Annotated in this window: 15 protein-coding genes; 11 read left to right on the forward strand and 4 right to left on the reverse strand. The window is 74.7% G+C overall.

What is annotated here, in order from left to right; translation table 11 throughout:
- The first annotated feature begins 140 nt into the window (after window positions 1-140).
- The 6 genes from DNK56_RS14095 to DNK56_RS14120 all read left to right on the forward strand — a co-directional run bounded on the left by DNK56_RS14095 (window position 141) and on the right by DNK56_RS14120 (window position 13,418).
- A complete protein-coding gene (locus DNK56_RS14095; RefSeq protein WP_111334000.1) occupies window positions 141-533 on the forward strand; it encodes an ankyrin repeat domain-containing protein in 393 nt (130 codons plus the stop codon).
- A 231-nt stretch (window positions 534-764) separates the two neighbouring features.
- On the forward strand, window positions 765-2,186 hold the full coding sequence (locus DNK56_RS14100; protein WP_111334003.1) for a HEAT repeat domain-containing protein: 1,422 nt from the start codon (window positions 765-767) through the stop codon (window positions 2,184-2,186).
- Window positions 2,187-2,322: 136 nt separating this feature from the next.
- Window positions 2,323-5,979, forward strand: a complete 3,657-nt coding sequence (locus tag DNK56_RS14105; protein WP_111334005.1) for a hydantoinase B/oxoprolinase family protein — start codon at window positions 2,323-2,325, stop codon at window positions 5,977-5,979.
- 10 nt (window positions 5,980-5,989) lie between these two features.
- Complete coding sequence (locus DNK56_RS14110; RefSeq protein ID WP_111334007.1) at window positions 5,990-7,516, forward strand: hypothetical protein; 1,527 nt, start codon at window positions 5,990-5,992, stop codon at window positions 7,514-7,516.
- A 115-nt stretch (window positions 7,517-7,631) separates the two neighbouring features.
- Window positions 7,632-8,546 carry a hypothetical protein gene (locus DNK56_RS14115; RefSeq protein WP_111334010.1) on the forward strand — a complete coding sequence of 305 codons (915 nt, stop codon included), beginning with the start codon at window positions 7,632-7,634 and terminating at the stop codon, window positions 8,544-8,546.
- 66 nt (window positions 8,547-8,612) lie between these two features.
- Window positions 8,613-13,418 carry a hypothetical protein gene (locus DNK56_RS14120; protein ID WP_111334012.1) on the forward strand — a complete coding sequence of 1,602 codons (4,806 nt, stop codon included), beginning with the start codon at window positions 8,613-8,615 and terminating at the stop codon, window positions 13,416-13,418.
- A 7-nt stretch (window positions 13,419-13,425) separates the two neighbouring features.
- On the opposite strand, the gene DNK56_RS14125 is transcribed toward DNK56_RS14120, so the two are convergent.
- On the reverse strand, window positions 13,426-13,860 hold the full coding sequence (locus DNK56_RS14125) for a hypothetical protein (RefSeq protein ID WP_241989866.1): 435 nt from the start codon (window positions 13,858-13,860) through the stop codon (window positions 13,426-13,428).
- A gap of 427 nt (window positions 13,861-14,287) precedes the next feature.
- Between DNK56_RS14125 and DNK56_RS14130 the strand changes: the two genes are divergently transcribed.
- From DNK56_RS14130 to DNK56_RS14145, 4 genes are read left to right on the forward strand one after another with little or no spacing between them, the layout of a single operon-like run.
- Window positions 14,288-16,975 carry a sensor histidine kinase gene (locus tag DNK56_RS14130; RefSeq protein ID WP_199563760.1) on the forward strand — a complete coding sequence of 896 codons (2,688 nt, stop codon included), beginning with the start codon at window positions 14,288-14,290 and terminating at the stop codon, window positions 16,973-16,975.
- Complete coding sequence (locus tag DNK56_RS14135; RefSeq protein ID WP_111334016.1) at window positions 16,972-17,415, forward strand: roadblock/LC7 domain-containing protein; 444 nt, start codon at window positions 16,972-16,974, stop codon at window positions 17,413-17,415. The genes DNK56_RS14130 and DNK56_RS14135 overlap by 4 nt, the downstream gene beginning before the upstream one ends.
- Before the next feature lie 9 nt (window positions 17,416-17,424).
- Window positions 17,425-17,847, forward strand: coding sequence for a DUF742 domain-containing protein (locus DNK56_RS14140; RefSeq protein ID WP_111334018.1), 423 nt, complete (start codon window positions 17,425-17,427; stop codon window positions 17,845-17,847).
- Window positions 17,828-18,433 (forward strand): GTP-binding protein, encoded by a 606-nt coding sequence (locus tag DNK56_RS14145; protein WP_111334020.1) that lies wholly within the window; start codon window positions 17,828-17,830, stop codon window positions 18,431-18,433. Before DNK56_RS14140 ends, DNK56_RS14145 begins: the two co-directional genes overlap by 20 nt.
- Here DNK56_RS14145 and DNK56_RS14150 read toward each other — a convergent pair.
- Together DNK56_RS14150 and DNK56_RS14155 are read right to left on the reverse strand one after the other, a co-directional pair.
- Window positions 18,430-18,783: a DUF962 domain-containing protein gene (locus DNK56_RS14150; RefSeq protein ID WP_111334022.1), complete on the reverse strand. Its 354-nt coding sequence runs from the start codon at window positions 18,781-18,783 to the stop codon at window positions 18,430-18,432. The two genes, DNK56_RS14145 and DNK56_RS14150, sit on opposite strands and share 4 nt — an antisense overlap.
- A gap of 137 nt (window positions 18,784-18,920) precedes the next feature.
- Entirely contained in the window at window positions 18,921-19,739 is an 819-nt protein-coding gene (locus DNK56_RS14155; RefSeq protein ID WP_111334024.1) for a M15 family metallopeptidase, read from the reverse strand.
- Window positions 19,740-19,842: 103 nt separating this feature from the next.
- Between DNK56_RS14155 and DNK56_RS14160 the strand changes: the two genes are divergently transcribed.
- Window positions 19,843-20,352, forward strand: coding sequence for an NUDIX domain-containing protein (locus DNK56_RS14160; RefSeq protein ID WP_111334026.1), 510 nt, complete (start codon window positions 19,843-19,845; stop codon window positions 20,350-20,352).
- 179 nt (window positions 20,353-20,531) lie between these two features.
- Here DNK56_RS14160 and DNK56_RS14165 read toward each other — a convergent pair whose 3' ends face one another.
- Entirely contained in the window at window positions 20,532-22,892 is a 2,361-nt protein-coding gene (locus DNK56_RS14165; RefSeq protein ID WP_111334028.1) for a glycoside hydrolase family 31 protein, read from the reverse strand.
- Window positions 22,893-23,095 lie beyond the last annotated feature (203 nt).

A 23,095-nucleotide genomic window follows, 5' to 3' on the forward strand; every position in this document is an offset into this window, starting at 1 on the left:
CACTCGACCGGCGGACGCGGAGCCCGTGCCGGTCCGCACGCCCGTCCGGGCAGTACCCTGTCGGTTCACTCGCACGGCCCCCGCCGTGCACCTCCCGGCCGCCCGCGGCGGCCCGAACAGCGAAGGAAGGCGGCCCCGCGATGAGCGAAACCCCCGATCCCGAGGTGGTGGCGCTGGCCTCCAAGGTGTTCGACCTGGCGCGCGGCGGCGACGCCGAGGCCCTCGCCGCCTACGTGGACGCCGGAGTGCCCGCCGACCTCACCAACGACCGGGGCGACACGCTGCTGATGCTCGCCGCCTACCACGGGCACACCGCCGCCGTCACGGCCCTCGCCACCCGCGGCGCCGACCCGGACCGGGCCAACGACCGCGGCCAGACCCCGCTCGCCGGCGCGGTCTTCAAGGGCGAGGCGGACGTGGTCCGCGCCCTGCTCGACGCGGGTGCGAATCCGGCCACCGGAACACCCTCCGCCGTGGACACCGCACGCATGTTCGGCAAGGCCGACCTGCTGGAACTCTTCGGCGCCCACTGAACGGGTTCGTCGTAAATGTGGTCGCGGTGGCGAAATGGCTGGGTCATCATGACGTCGCGGGCCCGATCCGGGCCACCCGACGAGAGGCAGAGGAAGATGCTCTACACCAGGCAGAAGACGGCGGTCGGCGAAACATGTTGCTGCGCGGCCTAGGGCCCCAGCGCTCATTCCCGGAGCGCGTGGAACTGCACAGTCCCGGTTGCGTCGACAGCTTGATGTGAGGCTTTCCCCATGTTCGATCCGTTCATAGCGCCGAGCGGCACCCTGCTCGGCCTGCTGCAGAGAGGCCGCGGCGACGGCACGCTCCACGCGCTCGCCGCCCCGCGCCCCGAGGCCCTGGCGGCGCTCAACCACTGCGTCCTGAGCGACCCGCGCCACGACTGGCAGGCGGAGAACCGCTCCCTCTACTACGCACGCCTCTACCTCGACCTCGACGGCGGCATCGAGGAGATCGAGCGGCACCTCACCGACCCCGAGGACCACCTCGACACGGACGACTCACGGACCGGCCTCGCCCTTTCCGTCCTCGGCCACCTCGCCTCCTACGGCCGCGGCGACGCCCTCGCCCTTCTGCGCCGCTACGCCGCGACCGGCTCCAACTGGGCCTGGGCCCTGGACGAGCTGGCGCTGCGCGACGACGACACGGGCCTGCGCTCCCTCGCCGAACCCGTGCTCGCCCGCTTCCCCGACGACGCCGGGGGCCGCGCCGAACTGGCCGCCACCGTGCGCGACGCCTACGAGCCCCGCCCCTGGCGGCTGTGGGCCGACGACCCGCGACCGGCCGTCGGCGCCCGCGTCCGGGCCGCGTCCGAACAGGGCTCCTTCGACCGCTGGCAGCGCCAGATGCGCCCCGGCGGCCCCCGCCCCGGCTGGAGCGTCCAGGCGGTCTTCGACTGGGCCCGCCACGGCCTCGAACGCGGCACCGCCCTGCACGTACCGGCCGCCCGCTGCCTCGCCGCCGTCGCCGGGCCCGAGGACCGCGCCGAGATCGTCGAGGCCGCCCGCAGCGGACCCGACGCCGCCCGCTGCGCCGCCCTCCACTACCTGGCCGCCGAGGTCCGCGACCCCGTCGTCCTCGACCTGATCGAGACCGCCGCCACCGGCCACGAGGGCACCGTCGCCGACGCGGCCGTCGCCGCCTTCGAGCGCATGTGCGGCGAGGAGGCCGTGGACCGCGCCCGCCGCTGGGCCCGCCGGCCCGACGCGCTCGGCGCCTCCGCGGCCGGGGTGCTCGCCGGACGCGGCGGCCCGCAGGACGCCCCCGCGGTGCTCGGCGCCCTGCGCGACGCCGTACGCGGCGACGGACCGGACGCCCCCCGCCTGTGGGCCCTGGTCGACGGCGCCGGCCGGCTCGGCATCGCCTGCGCCGCCCCCGTACTGCGCCACGTCTACCGCGAGACCTCCTCCTCGCAGCTGCGCGGCAGGACCGCCCTCGCCCTCGCCGCCACCGACCCCTCCTTCGCCACCGGATTCGCCGTCGAGTGCCTCTGGGACTGCGAGGAGACGACCCGCGAGGTCGCCGCGCTGCACGCCGAGACCGGAGACCTCCGGGTGGCCGAACGGCTGCGCCGGCTCGCCGCCGACCCCGCCGAGGAGGCCGAGGTCCAGTCGGCCGTACGCAGCAGGATCGGCCCGGACGCCCCGGCGGTCTGAACCGCCGGACACCGTCCGTACGAGGGGCCCGTCCGGCCCCGCAGGAGTGCAGCGCGTCGGGGGCGCGCCGCTCCGGCCCGCAGCCCCGCGCCGCGCCCCGGTTCCGTGATCACCGGCGGCAGGCCAGTATGGGGGCATGACCGGGCGCTGGGAGTTCTGGATCGACCGTGGCGGCACCTTCACCGATGTGGTGGGCCGCCGCCCCGACGGGCGACTCGTCACCCGCAAACTCCTCTCGCACGACCCGGACCGCTACCGCGACGCGGCCGTCGCCGGAATCCGGCTGATGCTCGACCTCGCACCCGGCGAACCGGTCCCCGCCGACCGCGTCGCCGCAGTGAAGATGGGCACCACCGTCGCCACCAACGCCCTCCTCGAACGGCGCGGCGAACCGACCGTCCTGGTGATCACCGAGGGCTTCCGCGACGCCCTGCGCATCGCCTACCAGAACCGCCCCCGCCTCTTCGACCGGCGCATCCTCCTCCCCGAAGCCGTCTACGACCGGGTCATCGAGGTCCCCGAACGCATCGACGCCCGGGGCCGCACCCTCACCCCGCTCGACCGCGAGGCCGTCGCCGCCCGGCTGCGCGAGGCCCGCGCCGACGGACTGGGCAGCGCCGCCGTCGTCCTGATGCACGGCTACCGCCACCCCGCCCACGAACAGGCGGTCGCCACCGAGGCACGGGCCGCCGGATTCACCCAGATCAGCTGCTCCCACGAGGTCAGCCCGCTGATCAAACTCGTCCCGCGCGGCGACACCACCGTCGTCGACGCCTACCTCTCACCCATCCTGCGCCGGTACGTCGAATCGGTCGCCGCCGAACTCCCCGGCATCCGGCTCATGTTCATGCAGTCCAACGGCGGCCTGCGCGAGGCCGCCCACTTCCGGGGCAAGGACGCCGTCCTCTCCGGACCCGCCGGCGGCGTCGTCGGCATGGTCCGCACCTCCGCCCGGGCCGGCCACGACCGGGTCATCGGCTTCGACATGGGCGGCACCTCCACGGACGTCTCGCACTACGCCGGCGAGTTCGAGCGCGAACTCGGCGCCGAGGTCGCGGGCGCGCGGATGCGGGTGCCCATGATGAACATCCACACCGTCGCGGCCGGCGGCGGCTCCGTCCTGCACTTCGACGGCCGGCGCTACCGGGTCGGACCCGACTCCGCCGGAGCGGTACCCGGCCCGGCCTGCTACCGCAGGGGCGGCCCGCTGACCGTCACCGACGCCCAGGTCATGCTGGGCCGCATCAGCCCCGAACACTTCCCCGCCGTCTTCGGACCGGACGGCGACCAGCCGCTGGACGCCGACGTCGTACGCGAACGCTTCGAGGAACTCGCCGACGAGGCCGCCCGCGCCACCGGCACCCGCCGCACCGCCGCCGAGACCGCCGCCGGCTTCCTGGAGATCGCCGTCCTCGCCATGGCCGGCGCCGTCAAGAAGATCTCCGTCCAGCGCGGACACGACATCACCCGTTACGCCCTCACCGGCTTCGGCGGCGCCGGCGGCCAGGCCGTCTGCGCCGTCGCCGACGCCCTCGGCATCGACACCGTCCTCGTCCCCCCGCTGGCCGGGGTGCTCTCCGCGTACGGCATCGGGCTCGCCGACGCCACCGCCATGCGCGAACAGTCCGTCGAAGCCGTCCTGGACACCGGCACCGAACAGCGCGTACGGCGGCTGTGCGACGAACTCGCCGCCCGGACGAGCGCCGACCTGCGCGCCGACGGCATCCCCGAGGACGCCGTCTCCACCCGCGCCCGCGTCCTGCTGCGCTACGAGGGCACCGACGCGAGCCTGCCCGTACCCCTGGACACGGCCGCCGCCATGACCGAGGCGTTCACCCGCGAGCACCGCGCCCGCTACGGCTTCACCGCCGACCGGCGCCTCGTCGTCGAGACGGCCTCCGTCGAGGCCACCGGAACGGCCGGCGGCCACGCCGAGAACCGGCCGCCCGAACGGGAGACCGGCACCGCCACCACACCGCGCCCCTACGCCACCACCCGCATGTTCGCGGACGGCCGGTGGCAGGACGCCCCGCTCCACCGCCGCACGGACCTGCGCGCCACCGACGTCGTCACCGGACCCGCCGTCGTCGCCGAGGCCGACGCCACCACCGTCGTGGACCCCGGCTGGCAGGCCGAACTCGCCCCCACCGGGCACCTCGTCCTCACCCGCGCCCGCCCCCGCCCCGCCCGGCAGGCCGTCGGCACCCGCGTCGACCCCGTGATGCTCGAAGTCTTCAACAACCTCTTCATGTCCATCGCCGAGCAGATGGGCGTCACCCTGGAGAACACCGCCCGCTCCGTCAACATCAAGGAGCGCCTCGACTTCTCCTGCGCCCTGTTCGACGCCCGCGGCAACCTCATCGCCAACGCGCCGCACATCCCGGTCCACCTCGGCTCCATGGGCGAGTCCATCAAGGAGGTCCTCCACCGCAACGCCGGCACCATGCGCCCCGGCGACGTCTACGCCATCAACGACCCGTACCACGGCGGCACCCACCTGCCCGACGTCACCGTCGTCACCCCGGTGTTCGACGAGGGCGGCGAGGCGCCCGCGCTGAGATTCCTGGTCGCCTCGCGCGGCCACCACGCCGAGATCGGCGGCATCACCCCCGGCTCCATGCCCGCCTTCAGCCGGACCGTCGAGGAGGAGGGCGTCCTCTTCGACAACTGGCTCCTGGTCCGGGACGGCACTCTGCGCGAGGACGAGACCCGCGCCCTGCTCACCACCGCCCCGTACCCCTCCCGCGACCCCGACACCAACCTCGCCGACCTGCGCGCCCAGATCGCCGCCAACGAGAAGGGCATCGCCGAACTGCGCGCCATGACCGACCAGTTCGGCCCCGAGGCGGTGGACGCCTACATGGGACACGTCCAGGACAACGCCGAGGAGTCGGTACGCCGCATCATCGCCGGACTGGACGACGGCCACTACCGGTACGAGACGGACAACGGCGCCGTGATCGAGGTGACCCTCACGGTGGACCGGGCAGCCCGCAGCGCCGTCATCGACTTCACCGGCACCTCGCCCCAGCAGCCGGGCAACTTCAACGCCCCGAAGTCCGTCGTCATGGCCGCCGTGCTCTACGTCTTCCGCACCCTGGTCGCCGACGACATCCCGCTCAACAGCGGCTGCCTCACCCCGCTGGAGATCAGGGTGCCGGACGGCTCCATGCTGGCACCCGCCCCGCCCGCCGCCACGGTCGCCGGCAACGTCGAGACCTCCCAGGCCGTCACCGGCGCCCTCTACGCGGCCCTGGGCGTCCAGGCCGAGGGCTCCGGCACCATGAACAACCTCACCTTCGGCAACGACCGGGTGCAGTACTACGAGACCGTGGCCAGCGGCTCCGGCGCCGGCGAGGACTTCGACGGCACCGACGCCGTCCAGACCCACATGACCAACTCCCGCCTCACCGACCCCGAGATCCTGGAGTGGCGCTACCCCGTCCTGCTGGAGAGCTTCGGCATCCGCGCGGACAGCGGGGGAGCGGGCCGGCACCGCGGCGGATGCGGGGTGGAACGCCGCATCCGCTTCCTCGAACCGGTCACCCTCGCCCTGCTCACCGGACACCGCCGGGTGCCCCCGTACGGCATGGCCGGCGGCGAACCGGGCGCCCTCGGCAGCCAGCACATCGAACGCGCGGACGGCAGCGTCACGGAACTGGCCGGCTGCGACAGCGCGGACGCCGGCGCGGGCGACGTACTGGTCCTGCGCACGCCGGGCGGCGGCGGATACGGCGAGCCGGCCGAACGGCCCTTCTGCGCCGTTTCGACCGTTGTCAGTCCGAGGACCTAATCTGTGCACCGTGACTTCGCCTGCCTACACGGACAACGCTGCGCCCCAGCTCAGCGCGGGGCCGCGGCCCGCACCGGGCCCGGCCGCCGACGAGGGGCTGTCCCGCCGGCTGCGCGCGCTCGCCTGCACGGCGCCGCTGCACGACCTGGACGTCCGCAAGGCGAACCTGGCCGGTGAGTACAGCGGCTACGCGATGGCCGAGGTCGCCCTCGCCGCGATCGACCACGTCACACTGAACATGGACTTCGACACCGGCGCGGACCACGACCAGATAGTGACCAGGCTGCTCCCGCGCGTCGCCGCCCAGGCCCCCGCCCGCCCCGCCGCCGAGCACGAACGGGTCGCCCGCTGGGTCCTGGAGAACCTGATCAACGTCGGCAGCGTGGACCGGGGATTCCGCGCCGTCTACGGCACCTTCGGCCCCGACGGCGTCTACATCCGCCGCGACTACGACTTCAAGCTGATCGAGGAGGTCCCCGGACACGGCGGCAGCGTCTACCTCCGCGCCACCGACGAGGCCGTCAACGTCCTGGTCGGCGCCCTCGACACGGACGTCACCAGCGCCCAGATCGCCGCCGAGGTCAAACTGGAGGTCCTGATCAGCCGGGGCAGGCTGGCCGACGCCCAGCTCGCCGCCGAACAGGCCCGCTACCGGACCGTCCAGTACGCCGAAACACTGCGCAAGACCCTCGACGCCACCCGGCGCAACGTCCGCGCCGTCGACTGGCTCAACGCCGTTCCCGACATGATCGCCGAAGCGCTCGACCACGTCGCCGACCGCTACCGCCACGAGAACGCGATCCTCACCAACATCCGCAAGGCCCGCGACGAGGCCGAGGACCCCGAGCACAAGCGCCGCGCCGCCGAACTCGTGGACATCGTCAAGGACTGCATCCGCCGCCACACCCAGCTCCAGTCCCGGCTGCTGGAGGCCGGCCCCCTCTTCCGCGCCGAACAGGACCGGCAGGCGTTCGCCACACCCACCGCCCGCACCGGACTCGACCTGTACGGGCAGCTCCTCGGTCCGCTGCTGCCGCTCCCCGTCGAACAGGCCGGCCGCGCCACCGACGCCTTCTTCGCCCACGGCACCGGCCTGCGCACCCCGGCGTCCGTCCGGGTGGGCGACCTGGTCGACCTGCTGCTCAGCCCGCCGCCGGCCCGCGAGCACCTCGGCGCCGAGATGCCCGAGCCCGACCTCATCGCCACCCCGGACGACAGCCGGTTCAGCGAGGAACAGCTGGCCGCCGCCATGGAACTGCTCGACCTGGAGCACGACGCGCCGCGCCGGCTGTCCGGCCTGCTGGCCGACGCCCGCCGCAGCGACCCCGACCTGCCCTACCTGGTCGCCCTGCTCGCCGTCCACGCGGCGAGCCCGCCGGTCGGCACCGCCTACCGCCAGGGGGAGCGCCGCCTGCTGTTCTCCGTGGACGACGGAACCCCCCTCGACGACGAGGAGTTCGGCGGCGCCGACCTGATCGTCGGCACCGCCCTGCTCGACGCCGCCGGAATGGCCGCGGACCGCTCGGAGGCGCCGTGACCCCCGCGCCCCGCGTCCCCCGGACCGCAGCCGCCCTCCGCGGACCCATTCGTCCTGCTTCGCCCAGCACTTCCCGCAGCACCGTCCGCACCTTCCGCACCGAGGAGCCCGTGTCGTGAGCGACCACCGCGCAGAGCACACCGACGCGTGGAGCGAGCCCGCCGACCGGCCCGCCCACGCACCCGACCGGCCCGCGCCCGCGACCGCCGCCGTCACCCCGGCCGACGCGGCCGACGCCGCCAGGCTCGTCGCCTTCGGCCTCCAGCCCAAGCTGCTGCCCGCCCGCGACGCCGAGTACGCCGAACTCCTGCGCCGCTACCGCGAGGACCCCGCCTTCGCCCGGCTCGCCGACGCCGTCGCCACCGGCCTCGGCCTCATCGTCCTGGAGGTCTCCCCCCGGGCCGGCATGGCCGTCACCGCCGGCGAGGACTCCGTGTTCGCCGTCCGCATGGGCGACTACGCGCGACGCGCCTCGTCGGACAGCGCCGACCGCTTCCTGCACGGCCTCGCCCATCTGGCCGTCGCCGCCATGGCCTTCCCGCGCCCCGAGGACCTCGCCGACGACGCCTACATCGGGCGGATCACCGTCAACGGCGTCGACGCCTTCGTCCGCCAGGCCTGCCACCGCCTGGAGGAGCGCGCCGAGCAGCAGGGCGACAACACCGACCCGGCCAGCGACGCACCGGGCCTGGAAGCCGGCTGGCGCGTCTACGCCCGGCGCAGCGCCACCGGCGCCACCAAGGACGCCCGCCGGCTCGCCGGCTCCACCACCGGCATCATCGGCAAGGCCGTCGCCTTCCTCACCGACTCCGGCTTCCTCCAGCGCACCGGCGACGACGCCGGAGGCACGTACCGCACCACCGCCCGCTACCAGCTCCAGGTCCGGGACATGGCCGGCGGCGCCGCCATGGCCGAACTCCTGGAGCTGGGCGTCGTCCCCGTCACCGACGGCAGCGCCACCCTGCTGCCGCCCCCCGACCCCGACGACCTGGAACTGGCCGCCGACGCGGGCCTGCCCTTCCACGGCTGACCGCCGCCGGGCCCGACCCCCACCGACGTCTTCCCACCGCTTCCCGAACGACGAGAGTCCGCCGCCATGTACGAGCTGTCCCGCGTCCGCCTCTACTCCATCGGACCGGCCGGCGCACGCTACGCCGACACCGTGCTCGACCTGCGCGGCGTCGGCGAACCCGTGCCCCGCCCGGCTCCGGCGCAGGCGGAGTTCTTCGAGGAGGAGCCGGTCGGCCCGCCCAGGCGCCCCGCCCCCGCGGGCGTCCTCTTCCTGGAGAACGGCGGCGGCAAGTCCGTCCTGCTGAAACTGATCTTCTCGGTGATGCTGCCGGGCCACCGCAACACCCTCGGCGGCGCCAGCTCCGGCGTCCTGCGCAAGTTCCTGCTCGCCGACGACTGCGGCCACGTCGCCCTGGAGTGGCAGCACACCCTGACCGGCGAGTGCGTCGTCGTCGGCAAGGTCAGCGAGTGGCGCGGCCGCCAGGTCTCCAACGACCCCCGCAAGTTCGCCGAGGCCTGGTACTCCTTCCGGCCCGGCCCCGGACTCGGGCTCGACTCGCTGCCCGTCGCCGAGTCCACCGCCGTCGGCCGCCCCGCCGAAGGAGCCTCCGGCGCCCGCGGCAGGCGCCGCACCATGAAGGGCTTCCGCGACGCCCTCACCGAGGCCGGGAAGTTCTACCAGCACCTCGACGTGCACTGGGAGGAGATCCACGACCGCTGGAACGAACACCTCGGCGAACTGGGCCTCGACCCCGAACTCTTCCGCTACCAGCGCGAGATGAACGCCGACGAGGGCGAGGCCGCCGGCCTCTTCGCGGTCAAGAAGGACTCCGACTTCACCGACCTGCTGCTGCGCGCCGTCACCGACACCCGCGACACGGACGGCCTCGCCGACCTCGTCAGCGGCTTCGGCAACAAGCTCGGCCGCCGCGCCGAACTCACCGCCGAACGCGACTTCACCGCCGGCTCCGTCGACCTCCTCGGCCGCATCGTCGAGGCCGCCACCGGCCGCGCCCGCGCCCGCGACATCCACGCCGGAGCCGAACGCCGCACCCGCACCCTCGCCCGCCGCCTCTCCGCCCGCGCCGGCGAGGAACGCGGCCGCGCCGCCGAACTGGCCCAGCAGGTCACCGGCGCCGCCCACACCGTCACCGGCGCCGAGGAGACCCGCGGGCACAACGCGCTGATCTCCGCCGAACTCGCCTACCGGCACGCGTCGCTGGCCCTGACCGCCGCCGAGAAGAGCGCCGCCGCCCAGCGCCGCGAACTGGGCGACGCCCGCACCCTGCACGCCGCCTGGCAGGCCGCCGAAGCCGTCCTGCGCCACCGCGCCGCAGCCGACCGCTCCGCCCGCGTCGCCGTCGCCATCCGCGAGGCCGAACGCGACGCCGCCCCCGCCCTCGCCGCCCGCGCCCGCGCCGCCGCCGACCTGGTACGCGCCCTGCACGAGGCCGCCGAAGCCGGCGAGAACCGGGCCAACGAGGAGGAGGAGCGCTCCGACGCCCTCCAGCACGCCGGCGAGACCGCCCACCGCGACGCCACCACCGCGGCCACCGAGGCCCAGCGCGCCCGCAGCGAGGCCGGCCATCTGCGCCAGCGCCTGGCCGAGGTCGAGCAGGAGACCGCCGAAGCCGTCCGGGCCGGCTGGCTCGACGACACAGCCCCGCACGCCGACCCGGCCAGGGCCGCCCTCGCCGCCAACGACGCCGAACAGGCCGCCGTCGCCGCCTGGGACACCGCCCGCGAGGCCGCCGGGGCCGCCACCGACCGGGCCAGGCAGGCCACCGCCGACGAGAGCCGCGCCGAACTCGCCGCCGCCCGCGCCGCGGACGCCGCCCGCGCCGCCGAGCAGGCGTACGAGGCCGAACTGAGGGCCGCCGAGTCGATCGCCGCCGAACCCCGGCTCGCCGAACTCCTCGGACTGCCCGCCGCCCCCACGGGCGGCGTCCCCCGGCCCCGCCAGGCCGCCGCCGACGACCGGCACCGCCCCGACGACGACCCGCACCGCGGCGACGAGGCCCCCGGCACCGGACCCGCCGCCCCGGACGGCACCGAACCGGCCGCACAGAGCGCCCCCACCACGACCGCCGCCCACCCCCGCGACGGGGGAGGACCGCTGGCCGCCGACGACTTCGACCGCGGCGCCGACGAACTGCGCGACCTCCTCGACCAGAGCGTCGCCACCGCCGAACGACGCCTGTTCGAACTGCGTACGGCCGCCGCCGACGACGCCCGCATCCTCGGCGCCCTCGGCGACGGCGGCCTCCTGCCCCCCGGCCCCGACGTCCTGGCCACCGTGGAGTACCTCGGCGAACAGGGCATCCCCGCCCTGCCCGGCTGGCGCTACCTCGCCCAGGCCGTGGCCCCCGCCGACCACGCCGCCGTCCTCGCCGCCCGCCCCGAACTCGTCGACGGCGTCGTCATCACCGACCCCGGCGCCCACGCCCGCGCCCGCGAGGTGCTCGGCGCCGCCGCCCTGCTGCCCCGCTCCGCCGTCGCCGTGGGCACCGCCGCGGCCCTCCTCGCCCCCGTCCCCGACACCGGCGCGAGCGGCGGCGGCGCCGAGGACGTGTTCCTCGTACCGCCCAACCCGGCCATGCACGACGAACACGCCGCCGACGAGGAGCGCCACGCCCTGCGCAGCCGGGCCGCCGCCCGCGACGAGGACATCCGGGTGCTCGCCGCCCGCCTCGCCGCCGACCGCGCGCTGGCCGCCCGGATCGGGTCCTGGCGCGCCGACTGCCCGCCCGGCATGCTCGCCGAACTGGCCGGGGCCGCCGACACCGCCCGCCTCGCCGCCGAGACCGCCGAAGCCGCGCTCGCCGAGGCCCGCACGGTCCGCGCCGAGGCCGACGAGGCCGCCGCCGACACCGCCCGCGTCCGCGACGAGCGCCAGGAGGCCGCCCAGCGCGCCCGCCGGGTGGCCGACGCCCTCGCCGGACTCGCCTTCCGGCTGCGGGAACGGGCCGGCTGGCAGGCCAAGCTCCGCGAACTGACCGACGAGGCCGCCGAGTGCGAGGCCCGCGCCACCGTCTGCCTGGAGCGCGCCCGCGCCGCCGACGAGGACCGCCGCGCCGCCCAGCGCGCCGCCGACGACGCCCGCCGCACCGCCCGCGCCCTGCGCGCCGAACGCGCCGAGATCGCCGGCGCCCCCGAACACCTCCCGGAGCCGGACGGAGAAGCCCCCCGCCAGGCCCTGCCCACCCTGCGCGAGGCCTACCGGGCGGCCTCCCAGCTGTACGAGAAGGTCGGCGTCGGCGCCGACCTGCGCGCCGAACAGGCCCGCGCCGAGAGCGACGAGAGCGCCGCCCTCGCCGAACTGGACCGCCTCACCAACAAGGTCCGCACCCGCGCCGCCCAGCTCCTGGAGGGCACCGACGGCGCGGACGGCCCCTCCCGGCAGGCCGCCGCCGCCCGCGCCGAATCCCTCGTCCAGCTCCTGGAGACCCGCGCCTCCACCGCCAGCGAGCAGCTCGGCCGGCTGCGCGGCGAGGCCGAACGCCTGGCCCCCGCGGACGGCGAGAGCCTGCACACCGAACTGCCCGACGACCGGGTGCCCGCCGACGCCGAACAGGCCCAGGCCCTCCTGCGCACCGCCACCGCCGAACTGGCCGCCGCGACCGCCGCGCTGGACACCGCCCGCGCCGCCCACGCCGAACTGCTGCACGCCCACCGCGCCGCCGAGGACGCGGCGGGCGGCTTCGACGAGACCGCCGCCCTGCTGCGCGACCTGCTCAGGGACCACGGCGCCGAGGACGACCCGGAGGACCCCGAGCCGTACCCCGGCAGCCTGGAGGAGGCCCGCCGGTCCGCCGCCGAGGCCCGCCGCTCCCTGCGCGGCTGCGCCGCCGACCTGTCCGCCGCCGAAGCGGCCGTACGGGAGGCGAGCGACGTCCTCGTACGGCACGCCAACTCCACCCGCTACGAGCAGGTCCGCACCCCCGCCCGGCAGCAGATCCGCGAACTGCCCGCCGCCGCGCTCCCCGAGCACGCGCAGAAGTGGGCCGCCGCCTTCGCGCCCCGGCTGCGGGTCCTCACCGACGAGCTCGCCCAGCTGGAACGCAACCGCGACTCCATCGTGGACCGGCTGCGCGGCCTGGTGGAGTCCGCGCTCACCACGCTCCGCTCCGCCCAGCGGCTCTCCCGGCTCCCCGAGGGCCTGGGGGAGTGGTCCGGGCAGGAGTTCCTCCGCATCCGCTTCGAGGAGCCCGACCAGGCCACCCTCACCGAACGGCTCGGCGTCGTCATCGACGAGGCCACCAGGGCCGCCCTGCGGAAGAACTCCGACCTGCGCCGGGACGGCATGGCGCTGCTCCTGCGCGGTGTGCAGGCCGCCCTCGAACCCAAGGGCATCGCCGTGGAGATCCTCAAGCCGGACGCCGTGCTGCGGGCCGAGCGCGTACCCGTGGGGCAGATGGGCGACGTCTTCTCCGGAGGCCAGCTCCTCACCGCCGCCATCGCCCTGTACTGCACGATGGCCGCCCTGCGCAGCAACGACCGGGGCCGCGACCGGGCCCAGCACCGCCACGCGGGCACGCTCTTCCTGGACAACCCGATCGGCCGGGCCAACGCCACCTATCTGCTGGAACTCCAGCGTGCGGTGGCCGACGCGCTCGGCGTACAGCTGCTGTACACCACCGGCCTGTTCGACACGACGGCCCTCGCGGAGTTCCCGCTCGTCATCCGGCTGCGCAACGACGCGGACCTGCGGGCCGGACTGAAGTACATCAGCGTCGAGGAGCACCTGCGCCCCGGACTGCCGCAGCAGGACCCCGGCGGCGATACGGTGCACGGCGAGATCACCGCCACCCGCATGTTCAAGCGGGCCACCCCGGCCCCCAGAACCCCGGACGCGGCCGAGACCGCGGCGGAGCCCCGTACGGCTCCCTAGCGGCGCGTCAGGCCCGCGAGAGGCGCTCCGCGCCGCCGCCCCGGCCTATCCGCCCCGCGTCCCGCCGCGCGGCGCGGGCCGCCCGCTTCGCCCTGCGCCGCTCGCGGCGCAGGGCACGGGCCGAACTGCTGGGCTCGGAGACCACGCCGTTGCGCTGGTTCCACACCTGGCGGGTGATCCAGACGTCCAGCACCGCCCAGGTCGCCACCACCGTGCTCGCCACCCCGCTCAGCACCATCGGGAAGGAGAGCCAGGACCCGGCGAGCGCGGTGAGGAACGCCACCATCGCCAGAATCATCGTCAGCGCCATGACGAGCACCGCGCGCACGGCCGCCGTCCGCACCGGGTCCGGCATCCGCCGCCGCAGCGCGGGCTCCTCGATCCAGAGCGGCTGCCGCGGCACGGCCCGCTCCCGCTCGCCCACATCCCCCGTGCGGTCCACCGCGCCCCCACGCTCCTGTGTGTCCAAGACCCTTCACTCCCACCGCTGTCCTACTTCAGGGTTGCTGCCCGGCATACACCCTTTTTACGCGGACGGTCCGTCCCGTCCGCCCGAGCGTGCCCCGTCAGCCCCTCTACCCCCGTACAGACAGACGAGTGACCGGTGGGGAAGATTCCGCACACCCGTCACGAAACGAAGAATTCCAGCCAACCGGGATGTGAAGGAACGTGCCACTCCTCGGGGGCTCTTCTGTCGCTTTCGTGAATTTCATCTCCTGGAATACCGGGACAAGCCATGGTCAACTCCCGGTAAGGCGGCCGAAAATCGTCCGGACACGTCTTCGAGTTGTCTGTGCGTCAGTAGTAGGCTCGCGCCGTTTGTTGACGAAGCCCATCCCCGACCCGGAGGGGATGACCTGGGAGAGGCCATGCGCTTTCGCGGAAAGTCCATCCGCAGGAAGATCGTGGCATTGCTCGTGGTGCCGCTCGTCTCCCTCACCGCCCTCTGGGGATTCACCACCTATCTCACCGGCCGCGAGGCCGGGAAGCTGCTGAGCGCGAGCGCCGTGGTGGAGAAGGTGGGCCACCCCCTGGAGGACACCGTCCGGGTCATCCAGAGCGAGCGCCGCCAGACCCTGGTCTTCCTCGCCGACCCGCGCGCGTCCGACGCCCTGCCCGAACTGCGCCGCCGGCGCGCCGCCACCGACCGCGTCGTGGCCGAAGTCAGCAGGAGCGCCAAGGAGAAGGACATCCGCGACGCGCTCGGCACCACCGCCGAGAACCAGCTCAACACCATTCTCGGCGCCGCCGAAGGGCTCGGCGCGCTGCGCGACTCCGTCGACAAACGCACCATCGACCGGCTCAAGGCCATGGCCTACTACAACCGGCTGATCGACCCGACCTACCGATTCCTGTCCGGCCTGCGCACCATGGGGAACGCCTCCATGGACCAGCAGTTCCGCGCCCTGACCGGATTATCGCGCGCCCGCGAAATGCTCGCCCGCGAGGACGCCCTGGTCGCCTCGGGCCTGCTGGCCGGCCGGCTCACCGCCCCGGAGCTGCGCCGGATATCCGACCTCGTCGCCCAGCGCGGCATGCTCTACGAGACCAACCTCGACCCCCTCCCGGCCGCCGAGCGCCGCCGCGTCCAGGAGTACTGGCAGGGCCCCGACAGCGAACCGCTGCGCTCCGCCGAGGAGAAGATCATCGGCAAGGGGCCCACCACCGGCCCCCGCACCGCCGACGCGGCCCGCTGGCAGGAAGTCGCCCCGGCCGCCCTGGACCGGCTGGCCAACGACTCCACCGAGATGAACAACCGCCTCCGGGACCGGGGCAAACCGGCCGGCTACGGCGTCCTCATCAAGGCGGGCATCGCCGGCGTCCTCGGCTTCCTGGCCCTCCTCGTCTCCGTCTTCGTCTCCGTACGCATCGGCCGGGAACTCGTCCGCGACCTCTCCCGGCTCCGCAAGGACGCCCACGAGGTCTCCGGCGTACGCCTCCCGAGCGTGATGCGCCGCCTCGCCGCGGGCGAACAGATCGACGTCGAGACCGAGTCCCCGCACCTCCAGTACGAGCGGGACGAGATCGGCCAGGTCGGCCAGGCCCTCAACACCCTCCAGCGCGCCGCCGTCGAGGCCGCCGTCAAGCAGGCCGACATGCGCCGCGGCGTCTCCGAGGTCTTCGTCAACCTCGCCCGCCGCAACCAGGTCCTGCTGCACCGCCAGCTGACGCTCCTGGACGCCATGGAGCGACGCACCGAGAACACCGACGAACTCGCCGACCTCTTCCGCCTCGACCACCTCACCACCCGCATGCGCCGGCACGCCGAGGGCCTGGTGATCCTCTCCGGCGCGGCCCCCTCCCGGCAGTGGCGCAAGCCCATCCAACTGATGGACGTGGTGCGCGCCGCCGTCGCCGAGGTCGAGGACTACGAGCGCATCGAGGTCCGCAGGCTGCCCCGCATCGGCGTGGGCGGCCCCGCCGTCGCCGACCTCACCCACCTGATCGCCGAACTCCTGGAGAACGCCACGGTGTTCTCGCCGCCACACACCGCCGTCCAGGTGCACGGCGAACGCGTCGCCAACGGCTTCACGCTGGAGATCCACGACCGCGGACTCGGCATGGCCCCGGACGTCCTCCTGGACGCCAACCTCCGGCTCGCCGAGACCCCCGAGTTCGAGCTGTCCGACACCGACCGCCTCGGCCTCTTCGTCGTCAGCCGGCTCGCCCAGCGCCAGAACGTCCGCGTCTCCCTCCAGCCCTCCCCGTACGGCGGCACCACCGCCGTCGTGTTCATCCCCGCGACGCTCCTCACCGACGCCCCCGAATCGCACGGTACGGGCTTCCGCCTGGACCGCCGGTCCGAGAAGGCCATCGCCAGCAGCAGGCCCGGCGCGGCGGCGGGCCGCCCCGAGACGGGCCCGGACACCGTGCCCGGCCGGCCGGGCGGACTCTCCCCGGTCCCGACCGGGCTGATGGACCCCGCCCTGCTGAACGGCCCCGTCGAGCTGGAGGGCGACGAGCCGCTGGACTTCACCCGCGACCCGCTCCTCGAAGCGGTCACCGGCTCCGGGCTCGACCCCGTACTCGACGGCGTGCCCGACCTGGAGGACACCGAGAGCGAACGCGGCGGCATCTTCCGCGCCCGCGCGCTGCGCCGCGACGGCGACCGCGAACAGCACCAGCAGGCCGACGACGACGGTGTACGGGCCCTGCACCCGGCCGGGGCCGGGCCGCTGCCCCGGCGCCGCCGCCCGCCCACCCTCGTCGCCGACCACGGCCGCCGCGTGGACCGGGGCGGCCGCGCCCACCCCGGCTCCGAGCAACCGGAAGCGCCCCGCAGGCCCGAACCCGCCCCGGACACCGTGGGCGGCCTGCCCCGCCGCGTCCGGCAGGCCAGCCTCGTCCCGCAACTGCGCGACGCGCCGGACACCCGTACGACGCGACCCGCCCCCGCCGGGGGCGACGACGACATCGAGCGGGACGCGGACGAGGTACGCAGCCGTATGGCTTCGCTCCAGCGCGGCTGGCAGCGCGGCCGCCTGCAGAACGCCGAGGACCTGACCGGCCCCGGCGACACAGCACCAGGAACCACTCCGGGAGGGGACGGTCCATGACCGCACCGAACGCCACCGCATCCGGCTCCGCACGCCAGGGGTCCGGCGAACTGAACTGGCTCCTCGACGAACTCGTCGAGCGCGTCGCCAGCATCCGCAAGGCGCTGGTGCTCTCCAGCGACGGCCTGCCCACCGGCGCGTCCAAGGACCTGACGCGCGAGGACGGCGAGCACCTGGCCGCCGTCGCCTCCGGCTTCCACAGCCTGGCCAAGGGCGTCGGACGCCACTTCGAGGTGGGCAGGGTCCGCCAGACCGTCGTGGAACTGGACGAGGCGTTCCTCTTCGTCACCGCCGCCGGCGACGGCAGCTGTCTCGCGGTCCTGGCCGAGTCCGAGTCGGACGTGGGGCAGGTGGCGTACGAGATGACGCTCATGGTCAAGCGGGTCGGCGCCCACCTGGCCAACGCGCCCCGGACGACCGGTCTGCCCTCCGGGGGGTGAGCGGACGCCATGAGCGCCGCGTCGCCCGGTTCACCGCAGACCCCGGAAAGCCCGCGAACCCCCCACTGGTACGACGACGACGCGGGGCCCGTCGTCCGCCCCTACGCGATGACCCGCGGACGCACCGGCAGCGGGTCGCGCCACCGGCTCGACCTGATCGCGATCGTCGTCCCCGAACCCGCGGCCGACGATCCGGACAGCGACCAGCTGCTCTCCCCGGAACACGTCGAGATCCTCGAACTCTGCGGTGCGCTGCCGCAGTCGATCGCCGAACTCGCCTCCTCCCTGGACCTCCCCGTCGGGGTGGTGCGGGTCCTGGTGGGCGATCTCGTCGACGACGAACTGGTGCACGTGACCCGTCCCGTTCCGCCGGCCGAGCTGCCGGACGTGAACATTCTCCGTGAGGTGATCAATGGCCTTCGGGCGCTCTAGCCGCGGCAGGCGGCCCGTGGAGCCCGTCACCCTCAAGATCCTGGTGGCGGGCGGCTTCGGCGTGGGCAAGACCACCCTGGTCGGCGCGGTCAGCGAGATCCGGCCGCTGCGCACGGAGGAGCGGCTGACCGAGGCGGGGCGTCCGGTGGACGACCTGGACGGCGTCGAGGCGAAGACCACGACGACCGTCGCCATGGACTTCGGCCGGATCACGCTCCGCGAGGACCTGGTGCTGTACCTGTTCGGCACACCGGGCCAGGACCGGTTCTGGTTCCTCTGGGACGAGCTGGCCCAGGGCGCGCTGGGAGCGGTGGTGCTCGCGGACACCCGGCGGTTGCGGGACTGCTTCGCCGCCGTCGACTACTTCGAGCGCCGCGCGATCCCGTTCGCGGTCGCCGTCAACTGCTTCGAGGGCGCCGAACGGTTCCCGGAGGCGACGGTACGGGCGGCGCTCGACCTGGACCCGGAGGTGCCGGTCCTGATGTGCGACGCGCGGAACCGCTCCTCGGCGCGGGACGTGCTGGTGTCCGTCGTCGAACACGCCCTGGCCCGCGCCGACCGCCCCCGCGAGCCGGTGACGACCTAGAGTCCCCCGTTCTCCGCGAGCCACTTCTCGGCGGTCCGCGCCAGTTCGTGGTCCCGCCCGGCCAGCATCATCCGGATCATCTGGGCATCGCCGCGCAGCGACCAGGCCGGGTGTCCGAAGGTGGCCGGATTGTTCTTCTCGATCAGGAAGTGCGCGGGCCAGGCCGTGCCGTAGCCGATGAGCGGCAGCGCGGCCAGATACCGCTTGCGGCCGCGCGCCAGCCCGTACGCGGATAGGGCGAGCCCCGTCAGCGTGCCGGTGAGGTGCACCCAGCGCGTCGCGGCCCGCGAGTGCATGGCGACGTAGTACGGCCAGAACTCTTCGTACGACTCGAACGTCTGCTGTGACATACCGGCACCGTAATCGCTCGCCCCGCAACCGGAAACGGCCGTGCGGCGTCCGAGAGGGAGAACGGGTGGCCGGAACCCACGGGGGTGGTCCCGGCCGCTCGTTCCGCGCACGGCGCGTTCCGTGCGCGGCGGCCGGCTCAGTGCCCCGTTCCGTGTCCGGCGACGGACCTGCGGGCCACCGGGAAGTCGAAGTAGGTGTCGGGGAACGCCTCGGGCCGGAACGTGTAGTGCCACCACTCCTCGGCCAGGTTCACGAAGCCGGCGCCGGTGAGCGTCTTCTTGAGGAACTGCCGGTTGGCGCGCTGAACCCCGCCCACACGCGGGTCGTCCGTGTGCGAGAGGGTGTCGAAGCAGTCGTAGCCGGTGCCCATGTCCACCGAGTTGTCCGGGAAGCGCTCCGTCTGCGGCGCGTAGCACGGCACCAGCGGCTCGCCCGGACGGTACGCCCGGGTCGGCGCGGCCGGCAGCCGTACGAGCGTGAGGTCCACCGTGCTGCCCCGGCTGTGCCCGGACCGCTCCGCGATGTACCCGTCCGCGAACAGCCGGGACTTGTCCACGCGCGGGTAGAACTCGGCCTTCACCGTCTCGTCGTCCAGATCCTTCGCCCACCGCACGAAGTGGTCCACGGCCCGCTGCGGGCGGTAGCAGTCGTACACCTTCAGCGAGTAGCCCTGCCGGAGCAGTTCCCGCTGGGCGCGGCGCAGGGCCTCGGCGGCCGGCCGGGTCAGGATGCAGAGGGGCTGGCGGTAGCCGTCCACGGGCCCGCCCATGAAGGTGTGGGCGGTGGGGTAGCGCATCTCCTGGATGATCGTGGGGTCCACCGAGCGCAGCGACACGAAGGCTTCCGGCGCCTTCGGTTCGGGCTTCGCGTGCGCCGCCGGAGCGGTGGCGGTGAGGGCGAGCAGGGCGGCGGCACTGGCCGCCGGGGCACGGAGAGCGGTCGCGATACCTGTCATGTGCACATCTTCCAATGCGCGGGGGAGCCCGGCGGGCGATCCGGTACAGTCCGCGCGTGTCCGCGCCCGGCCACCCGGCGCCCCCGAGGAGACGGAGCAGCCCGTGACCCACTCCCACTGCCCCGGCTGCGGAGCCCCGTACACCCGGCTCCCCACCCCCGACACCTGGCCCCGCACCTGCGCCGCCTGCGGCCGGACCGCCTACCGCAACCCGCTCCCGGTCGCCGTCGCCCTGCTCCCCGTGCGCCGGGGCGACACCACCGGCCTCGTCGTCATCACCCGCACCATCGAACCCGCGCGCGGCGGCCTCGCCCTGCCCGGCGGCTTCATCGACCACGCCGAGGACTGGCGGCACGCCGTCGTCCGCGAACTGCGCGAGGAGACCGGCATCGCGGCCAGCGCCGAGGACGTCCGCCTCGCCGACGCCCTCAGCTCGCCCGACGGACACCTCCTGCTGTTCGGCCTGCTTCCCGAGCGCCCGGCCGACACCCTCCCGCCGTCCGCCCCCACCGACGAGACCTCCGGCCACACCCTGCTGACCGCCCCCGCCACGCTCGCCTTCCCCCTCCACACCGAGGCCGCACACCGCTGGTTCACGGGCCACTACAACTGAGCCCCCGGCTTCCCACGAGCAACCGGCTTCCGCCGGATGTCACAGCTTCCGCCGGACCTCCCGGCTTACGCCGGCGCCCCCGGCTTCTGCCCAGCGCACCCGGTTTCTGCCCAGCGCACCCGGCTTCTGCTCGGCGCCCCCGGCTTCCCACGAGCCCCCGGCCTCCGCCGAGCCGCCCCCTACCGCTCGGCCACCCCGCCCCGTACCCGCACCGGGCGGTCCGCCTCGCCCCCGCCCTCCCGCTCCACCACGACGCGGCCGCCCTCCAGCCGGGTCACATACCGCTCGACCACCACCGGCTCCCAGCCGTCACCCGGGTCCGGAACCACCACCCCGCCCCCGCCGCGCCCCTCCACCGGAGCCCACACCTCCAGCTCCACCCCGCCGTCCGCACCCCGCACCGGAATCACCGACCCCGCCCGCGCCAGCACCGGCACCCGCGACAGCGGCGCCTCCACCACCACCTGCCCCGGCCCCTCGTACACCGCCCCGCTCACCGTGTCGTACCAGTGCCCCGGCGGCAGCGGCACCGCGCGCCGCACCACCCCGGGCTCCAGCACCGGGGCCACCAGCAGCGCCTCGCCCAGCAAAAACGCGTCCTCGCAGTCCCGCAACGCCCGGTCACCCGGCTCCGACCACCACACCGGACGCGCGTACGGCGCCCCCGTCGACGCGGCCAGCCGCGCCAGCGTCACCCAGTACGGGCGCAGCCGCTCCCGCTCCACCAGCGCCTCCCGCGCGGCCGACAGCACCGGCTCCCCGAACTCCCACGGCTCCCGGCGCCCCGCGTCGATCGCCGCATGCGTACGGAACAGCGGCAGATACGCGCCCAGCTGGAACCACCGCAGATACAGCTCCGGCGACGGCGACCCGTCGAACCCGCCCACATCCGGCCCGGAATACGGCACCCCGCACAATCCGAGCCCCAACACCAGCGCCAGCGACGCCCGCAGCCCCGGCCAGCCCGTCGCCACATCACCCGACCAGGTACCCCCGTACCGCTGCATCCCCGCCCACCCCGACCGCGAGAACAGGAACGGCCGCTCCTCGGGGCGCAGCCGGGCCAGGCCCTCGTAACCGGCCCGCGCCATCGCCAGCCCGTACACGTTGTGCGCCTCGCGGTGATCCCCGCCCCGCCCTTCCAGGCAGTGCCGCGCCGAACGCGGCAGCGAAGGATCACCGAACGCCGCGAACGACACCGGTTCGTTCATGTCGTGCCACACCCCGGAGAACCCCTGAGCCAGCCGCTCCGCGTACCACTCTCCCCACCACACCCGCACATCCGGATCGGTGAAGTCCGGATACACGCACACCCCCGGCCACACCTCCCCGCGCACCGCACGCCCCCGCGCGTCCCGGACGAACGCCCCCGAACCGCCCACCGACAGCCCCGCCTCGTAGACCTCGTTCCCCCCGGCCACCGCGACCGCCGGGTCCACGATCGACACCAGCCGCACCCCGTACCCGCGCAGCTCCCGCGCCAGACCCGGCAGATCCGGGAACCGCTCCCGGTCCACCGTGAACACCCGGTGCCCGTCGTAGTGGTCGATGTCCAGATGCAGCACCGACAGCGGAAGCCCCCGCTCCCGATACCCCGCCGCAATGGAACGCACCGCCTCCGCCGACCCGAAACCCCACCGCGCGTGCTGCGGCCCCAGCGCCCAGGACGGCGGCACCGCCGCCGCCCCCGTCAGCGCCGACCACCCCGCCAGCACCCGCGCCGGCGTCCCCGCCACCGCCCAGCAGCGCAGCGGACCCCCCTCCATCCGCACCTCCGACACGCCCGGCCGGTCATGCCCCGAACCCGCGCCCTCCGACCCCTCCCGCAGCGAAACCCGGCCCGCCCACGTGTTGTCGTGGAAGACCAGCAGCGTCCCCGCGTCCGACACCACCACCTGCACCGGCATCGTCAGATACAGCGGATCGTCACCCGGCCCGAACCGCCCGCCCGGATCGGTGTTCCACAGCGCGTACGACCCGTCCCGCAGCCGCGGCCCCGCCGCCCGCCCGCCCAGACCGAAGAACCGCGCGTCCGCCGGCACCTCCGCACGCTGCACCCACCGCGCCGCCCCGCCCCCCACCGGCTCCCACCAGCGCGGCGGCAGCTCCCGGCGCAGCACCACCCCGCCCGGCGTCCGCAGCTCCACCGCCCCGTGCCGCGACACCGCCACCGTCAGCCGCTCCGACACCACCTGCCAGCCACCGTCCGTACCCGGTTCCAGCACCGCCCGCGGATCGGCGTCCGGCGCCTCGCCCGGCAACGCGTACGACGGCAGCGGCTCCGCCCCGTCCCACCCCCAGAACACCGCCCCGCCCACGGCCACCCGGATACGCAGCTCCGAACGGGCGAACCGCACCACCCCGCCCCCCGGCCCCGGCTCCGCCCCCGTCACCGGACCCGGCACCCGCGCCCGCTCCGCCCCGCGCCCCGGCAGCGCCCGCGCGTCCGCGCGCGCCCGGCGCCACGCCGAGCGCACCGTACGCAGCCCCCGCCTCGAACCCATCAGTTTCACCGAGCGCACCAGGTCACGACCGTTCATGCCGCTCACCCTGCCACCCGCCCGGCCGCCGACAGGCGCCGTTCAACTCCCGTTCACCCCGCGTCGCACATGGCCGGCCCACCTGCTCGGGCACCGAACCATGTACGGGCCACCCTGGTGCGAAAGACGATCACGTGGCATCGTCCGTTGCATCGCCTCACGCGCACACCCCGCCCGTGCGCGCGACCTGCGCACACACCGCG

Origin of the sequence: Streptomyces sp. AC1-42W (genome assembly GCF_003248355.1) — a bacterium.
Classification (GTDB): Bacteria; Actinomycetota; Actinomycetes; order Streptomycetales; family Streptomycetaceae; genus Streptomyces.